This is a genomic window from Kitasatospora sp. LaBMicrA B282 (assembly GCF_050325825.1).
Taxonomy (GTDB): Bacteria; Actinomycetota; Actinomycetes; order Streptomycetales; family Streptomycetaceae; genus Kitasatospora.
The window spans coordinates 24,583-31,589 of the sequence record NZ_JBNQTI010000102.1 but is presented as its reverse complement, the minus strand read 5'-3'; the positions used below and the strand labels follow the sequence as shown (position 1 = coordinate 31,589).

The window sequence follows — 7,007 nt, the reverse complement described above, 5'->3', positions numbered from 1 at the left end:
CCGCCCGCAGCCCGGCGGCCACCAGCGCGGCCACCGCGCCGGCCCGCTCGCCGGCGCCGGCCAGCACCAGGGTGTGGCCGGGGGCGCCGGTCGGGGACCGGTGCGGGCGGGCCGGCTGCCAGACCGGGCGCAGGAACCAGTCCGGCACGGTGGCGGCGGTGCCCAGCAACTCCTCGGCGCGTCGCAGCACCGGGTCGAACTCGCCCGCCTCGAAGCGCCGGCGCAGCTGGGTGCGCTGGATCTTGCCGATCTCGGTCTTGGGGATGCTGCCGGGCTCGATCGGCAGCAGGTACGCCGGGCTCACCCCGATCTCCCGGGTCACCCGGCCGCGGATCTCGCGCAGCGCCGCGGCGGCGTCCGCCCCTTCGGCCAGGTGGACGAAGAGCGCCAGTTCGTCGGTGCCGGCCGCCGGGTCCGGGCGCACCGCCACGGCGGCGGTGAAGCTGCGCACCACGCAGTCGAGCTGCTCGACGCAGGCCTCGATCTCGTGGCTGTAGTGGTTGACGCCGTTGACGATGATGACGTCCTTGGCCCGGCCGGTGATGTACAGCTCGCCGGCGCGCAGGAAGGCCAGGTCGCCGGTGTCGAACCAGCCGTCCGCGGTGAACGACTCGGCGTTGGCCTTGGCGTTGTCGTGGTAGCCCGAGGTGACCGAGGTGCCGCGGACCTGGAGCCGGCCGACGTCGCCCTCGCGGAGCACCCGGTCCTCGCCGTCCACGATCCGCATCGCGAAGCCCGGGTAGGGCAGGCCGCAGCTGACGAAGGACTCGTCGGCCCCGGTCGGCTCGCCGGCCAGGCTCACGTCGGTGACCACCGAGCAGGTCTCCGACATGCCCCAGCCGGGGTGCATCACGTGCTGCGGCAGGCCGAACGGGCGCAGCGCGTGCAGGAAACCGCGGGCGGTGGCGGCCACCACCACCTCGCCGGCGTTCATCACCAGCCGCACGGGGGACAGGTCCCAGGTCCGGCCGGCCATCCGCCCGGCGTGCTCGGCCACCAGGCCGAACGCGAAGTTGGGCGCCCAGGTGACGCTCACCCGGTGCCGGTCGGCCAGTTCCAGCCAGCGCAGCGGGTCCTGGAGCAGCCAGCCGGTGGGCGCGTGCACCTGCCGGCAGGTCAGGTAGAGGTCGCGCAGGTGGAACATCACCACGCCGGTCACGTGGTCCAGCGGGATCCAGTTGAGCGAGACATCGCGCTCGGACAGGTCGTTGGTGAGCGCGGCCGCCGCCGAGCGGGTCAGCACGTTGCGGTGGGTCAACCGGACCGCCTTGGGCAGGCCGGTGCTGCCCGAGGTCATCAGCATCAGCAGCAGGTCGTCCGGCTGCGCCCGGTACCAGTCGAGGTCCTCCGGGCCCTGGCGCAGCTCGGCCACGGTGACCGGCCGCAGGTCGGGCCAGCCGCGCCGCTCGGCCAGCTCGTGCAGGCCCGGCGCGCCGGCCGTGGAGCTGAGCACCGGCGGGCGGCCCAGCAGTTGCCAGATGCCCTCCAGCTTGGCCACCGCCGCCGAGGCCGCCCGGTAGGAGGCCGGCACGGTCAGCGGTACGGCCGTGATGCCGCCCAGGATGCAGCCCCAGAGCGCGGCGAGGTAGTCCTCGGTGTCCTCGCACTGGAGGATCACCTGGTCGCCGGGGCGCAGGCCCAGGGCCCGCAGCCCGCCCAGCACCCGGGAGGCCTCCGGCACCAGCGAGGCGTAGCTGCGCCGCGTTTCGGAGCCGTCGGCGCGCACGTGCACCACCTCGGCGTGCTCGCCGGCCGCGGCGGCCCGGCGCAGCGCCGCCGCCCAGCTGTCCACGGTGGGCTCCGGCAGCTCGGGACCGGTGCTGATCGCCGGTGGCGCGTCCGCGCCGGCCGTCGGGTCGGCCTTGGTCTGCGCGGCGGGGTGCCGCCGGTCGGTGACCGCGCGGCGGGTGCCCAGCTCCTCGGGTGCGTCCTCCAGCTCGACGCTCGCGGCGCGCACCCCGGGCAGCGAGGCCAGCTGCTGCTGCCAGTGCTCGGCGGTCACCCGGTCCAGCGGGGGCAGGGCGAGCAGGGCGGCGGAGTCCAGGGTGCCGTCGGCCCGGTACGGCAGGGCGTCGACCGCGGTCAGCCGGGCGGCGTCGCCGACGGCCCGGGCGGCCTGCTCGGCGCCGCCCGGCCGGGTGGGCACCGCGAACAGCCGCGGCAGCCCGACCGGCTCGCCCGCTCCGGCCGCTTCCGCCGGTGCGGCGGACCCGGTCGCCACCGCCGCGTCGCGCAGCCCGCCCGTGGCCAGGGCCGTGCGCTCCAGCGCATCCGGCTCCGCCGCGGTCTGCGGCGCCCCGGCAGCCACCGGGTGCAGCTCGGGTGCCGGCAGGGCGTTGAGCCGCTGCCCGGGGTCGGCGGCGACCGCGGCCAGCAGCCGGTGCAGCGCCTCGGCCAGGGCCTGGGCGGTGGCGACGTCGAACAGCTCGGTGGTGTACTCCAGGTGGCAGTCCAGGCCGGCCGGGGCGCCCTGCTCGTCGTGCCGCTCGACCACGTCGAGGAAGAGGTCGAACTTGGCGGTGCCGGTCGCGGTGGGCCGCAGCGGCGCCGCGGTCGGGCCCAGCCGCAGCACCGCCTCGCCGGCGTTCTGCAGCGCCAGCATCACCTGGAAGAGCGGGTGCCGGGCCGGGTGCCGGGGCGGGTTGAGCGCCTCCACCAGCAGCGGGAAGGGCAGGTCCTGGTGGTCGTAGGCGGCCAGGTCGAAGGTCCGGGTGCGGGCCAGCAGGGTGCGGAAGTCCGGGTCGCCGGAGGCGTCGGTGCGCAGCACCAGGGTGTTGGTGAGTAGGCCCACCAGGTCGTCCAGCGCCGGGTCGGTGCGGCCCGCGACGGGGGTGCCGATCGCGGTCAGCTCGCCGGCGCCGGACCGGGTGAGCAGGGCGCCGAGCGCGGCCTGGAGCACCATGAAGAGGCTGGCGTCGCCGTCCGCGGCCAGCCGCAGCAGCGCCCGGTGCAGCTCGGCGTCCACGGTCAGCGTGCGGGCGGCACCGCTCGCGCCGGGCGCCGTGCCGCGCGGCCGGTCGGTGGGCAGGGCGGTCTCGGCCGGCAGCCCGTCCAGCGCCTCGCGCCAGAAGGCCAGGTGCCGCTCCAGCAGACCGGCGCCGTCCGGCGACGCGGTGAGCAGCCGGCGCTGCCAGAGCGCGTAGTCGGCGTACTGCACCGGCAGCTGCGGCAGCTGCGGCGCCCGCCCGGCCAGCCGGGCCGCGTAGGCCGCCGACAGGTCGTCGGCCAGCGGGCGCAGTGACCAGCCGTCGCCGGCGCTGTGGTGCAGCACCAGCACCAGGGTGCGGGCCGTTCCGGTCCCCAGCAGCCAGGCGTGCAGCGGCGGTTCGGCGGCCAGCTCGAAGCGGTGCCGGAGCGTGGCGGCGAGCTGCGCGGGCACCTCGGCGGGCGGGCAGTCGACCACGGTCAGCTGCGGCGCCGACTCCCCGGCGGGCCGGATCCGTTGCCAGGGCCGGCCCTGGTCCTCGACCAGCAGGGTGCGCAGGCTCTCGTGACGGTCGCTCAGGTCGGCGAGCGCCGCGCGCAGGGCCGCGGGGTCCAGCTCGCCGGCGAGCGGGACCACCAGCGGGATGTTGTAGGTGGCGCCCGAGCCGTCGATCCGGTTCAGGAACCACATGCTCTCCTGCCCGTGGGAGAGCGGCGGCCGGGCGGGCCGCTCGGCCGGGACCAGCAGCGGGCGGGCCGGCGCCGCGCCCGCCTCCGGGGTCAGCTCGGCGGCCACCCCGGCCGGCGTCGGGGCGTTGAACAGCGCCGCCACCGCCACCTGTTGTCCGGTCTCCAGCCGCAGCCGGGAGAGCAGCCGGGTGGCGCTCAGCGAGTGGCCGCCGAGCGCGAAGAAGCTGTCGTCCCGGCCGACGCTGCCCGCGGGCAGCCGCAGCACCTCCTCGAACAGCCGGCAGACCAGGGCCTGTTCGGCGGTGTCGGGGGCCCGGCCGCCCGCGGCGGCGGCGAAGTCCGGGGCCGGCAGCGCGGCCTGGTCCAACTTGCCGTTGCCGGTCAGCGGCAGGGCCGGCAGCAGCACGCAGGCGGCCGGCACCAGGTGCTCCGGCAGCAGCGCGGCCAGGTGGGCGCGCAGCGCGCCCGGCTCGGGCCGTTCGCCGGCGGCGGGCACCGCATAGGCCACCAGCACCCGGTCGTCGGCCACCGTGCGGGCCACCACGGCGGCCTGGGCGACGGCGGGGTGACCGACCAGGGCGGCCTCGACCTCGCCCGGCTCGATCCGGAAGCCGCGGATCTTGACCTGCTGGTCGGCCCGGCCGCGGTACTCCAGGGCGCCGTCCGCCGCGCGGCGGGCCAGGTCGCCGGTGCGGTACATGAGTGTGCCGGGGGCGCCGAACGGGTCGGCGACGAAGCGCTGCGCGCTCAGGCCCGGCCGCTGCAGGTAGCCGGGGGCCAGCCCGGGGCCGGCGACGTACATCTCGCCCACCGCGCCCGGCGGCACCGGCTGCAGGCAGTGGTCGAGCAGGTGGACCCGCAGGTCGGCGAGCGGGCGGCCGACGGTGCTCGGCGGGCTCGCGGCGGTGGCCTGCTCCCGGGTCACCCGGTGGTGGGTGACGTGCACCGTGGTCTCGGTGATGCCGTACATGTTGACCAGGGCCGGCTGCCGGTCCCCGTAGCGGTCCAGCCAGGGCCGCAGGTGCGCGGCCTCCAGGGCCTCGCCGCCGAAGACCACGTAGCGCAGCGCGGTGGGCTGCGCCGGCTGCTCCGCGTCGGCCTGCACCAGCTGCCGGAAGGCCGAGGGGGTCTGGCTGAGCACGGTGACCCGCTCGCGCCGCAGCAGCGCCAGGAACTCCTGCGGTGCTCGCGAGACCTCGTGGGGCACCACGACCAGGCGGCCGCCGTGCAGCAACGCGCCCCACAGCTCCCAGACCGAGAAGTCGAAGGCGTAGGAGTGGAAGAGCGTCCACACGTCGGTGGCGCCGAAGGCGAACTGCTCGGCGGCGGTGGTGAACAGCCGCAGCACGTTGCGGTGCGGGATCGGCACGCCCTTGGGCCGGCCGGTCGACCCGGAGGTGTGGATGACGTAGGCGACGGCGTCCGCGGTGAGCGGGGCGGTGCGGTCGGCGTCGGTGAGGTCGGTGGCGGCGAGCCCGGCCAGCTCGCGTTCGGTCTCCGGGGCGCCGAGCACCACGGGCGGGTGGTCGGTGCCGGGCAGGCGCTCGGTGGACCCCGGCTCGGTGACGGTGAGCAGCGGCGCGGCGTCCTCGGTCACCAGGCGCAGCCGCTCGGCGGGTTGGCCCGGGTCCAGCGGCAGGTAGCCGGCGCCGGTCTTGAGCACCGCGAGCAGGGCGGTGACCAACTCGGCGGTGCGCGGCAGGGCCAGCGCCACCAGCCGTCCCGGGCCGGCGCCGCGGGCGGCCAGCAGGCGGGCCAGCCGGTTGGCCCGGGCGTTGAGCTCGGCGTAGCCCAGCGTGCCGTGGGCGTCGGTGACGGCCGGCGCCAGCGGGGTGCGTGCGGCCTGCTCCTCGAACCCGGCCGGCAGCGTGCCGCGGGTGGCGGCCGCGGCCTCGGCCATGGCGGCGGGCAGCGGTGGCGCGGGCGCGAGTTCGGGGGCCGGCTCGTGCGGCAGCCGCAGCGTGGTGCGGGCCAGCGGCAGGTCGGACCCGGCGGCCGTCAGCTGCTCCAGCAGGTGCAGGAAGCGCTGCTGATGCTGCGTCAACTCGTCCTCGGTGTAGGCCTCGGGGTTGGCGTCGAAGGCCAGCCAGAGCCCGGGCCCGTGCTCCGCGGGGCGCACGTTGATCTGCAGGTCCTCGACGGCGCCGCCGGTCAGGTGGTGCGAGGTGCAGGGGTGCTCGCCGAAGTGCAGGTCCTCGGTGAACGGGATCAGGTTGACCACCGGCCCGTACAGCCGCTGTCCGGGGCCGAGCAGCCCCAGGTCGCGGCGCAGGTACTCGCCGCGGTACTCCTGGTGGCGGCGCAACCCGGCCAGCCGGTGCGCGACTTGGCCGACCAGCTCGCCCACGGTGGTGCCGGGGGTGAGGTCGACGCGCAGCGGCAGGATGTCGGAGGTGGTGCTCGGGGTGCGCAGCGCGGCCGAGCCCAGCCGACTCATGGTGGCCACGCCGAGCACCACCTCCGCGGCGCCGGTCACCCGGTGCAGGTAGGCGGCGACCGCGGCCACCAGCAGGTCGGTGCGGGCGGCGCCGAACCGCTCGGCGGCCGCCGTCAGGCGGGCGGTGTCGGTCAGGTCGGTGGTGCGGCGGCGGAACGGGTAGGCGGCCGGCGCGCTCCGCTCGGTCAGTCGGACCGGAGTCGGCGGCTCGGCGAACTGCTCGGACCAGTAGGCGCGGTGGCGGGTGTGGCGCTCGGACGAGCGGTAGGCGGCGTCGGCCTCCAGCAGGGCGCCGATCGGGCCGAACGGGTTGGGCGGGACCTCGTGGCCCGCGGCCAGGGCGGTGTAGGTCTCGGCCAGGCGGCGGGCCACCAGCTTGTAGCTGTAGCCGTCGAGCAGCACGTGGTGGGCGCGCAGGAACCAGAAGGAGCGGTCGGCGGCCAGGGTGAGCAGCGCGTGGCTGAACAGCGGGCCGCTCTCCAGGTCCACGGCAGTGCTGAGTTGGGCACCGATCCAGGCTTCGGCCGCGGCCTGCGGGTCGGGTTCCGTGGTCAGGTCGAGCCGGTGCAGCGGCCACGGCGCCGGCTCGGCGGGCAGCACGCAGCAAGGCCCGTCCGGGGTGTCGCGCAGGCGCAGCGCGAAGGTCTGCGCCTCCGCCACGGTGCGGCGCAGCGCGGTCTCGAAGAGCGCCGGGTCGATGCAGCCGTGAATCTCCACGTACTCGCCGGTGTTGTACGCGCCGTTGGCCGGATCGAGCCGCTGGGCGAACCAGATCCCCTCCTGGGCGCCGGACAGCGGACGGAGTTCTTCCTCATGGACTGACATGGCACCAACCTTCAGCGCGAAGAATCACGGGGGATACCAATCGGGCACGGCCGGACACCGTCGCGGCACAGCCGGGAAAAGCCGAGGTGAATGCCTGGGGCAGGCCTCGGAGAAAAGGTGGATGAAAGGG

1 protein-coding gene is annotated in these 7,007 nt (G+C 76.4%); it reads right to left on the bottom strand.

What is annotated here, in order from left to right:
• A partial coding sequence (locus tag ACQRUO_RS25360) for an amino acid adenylation domain-containing protein (protein WP_428318358.1) occupies positions 1-6,877 on the bottom strand: 6,877 nt, incomplete at its 3' end.
• Between the last annotated feature and the right edge of the window lie 130 nt (positions 6,878-7,007).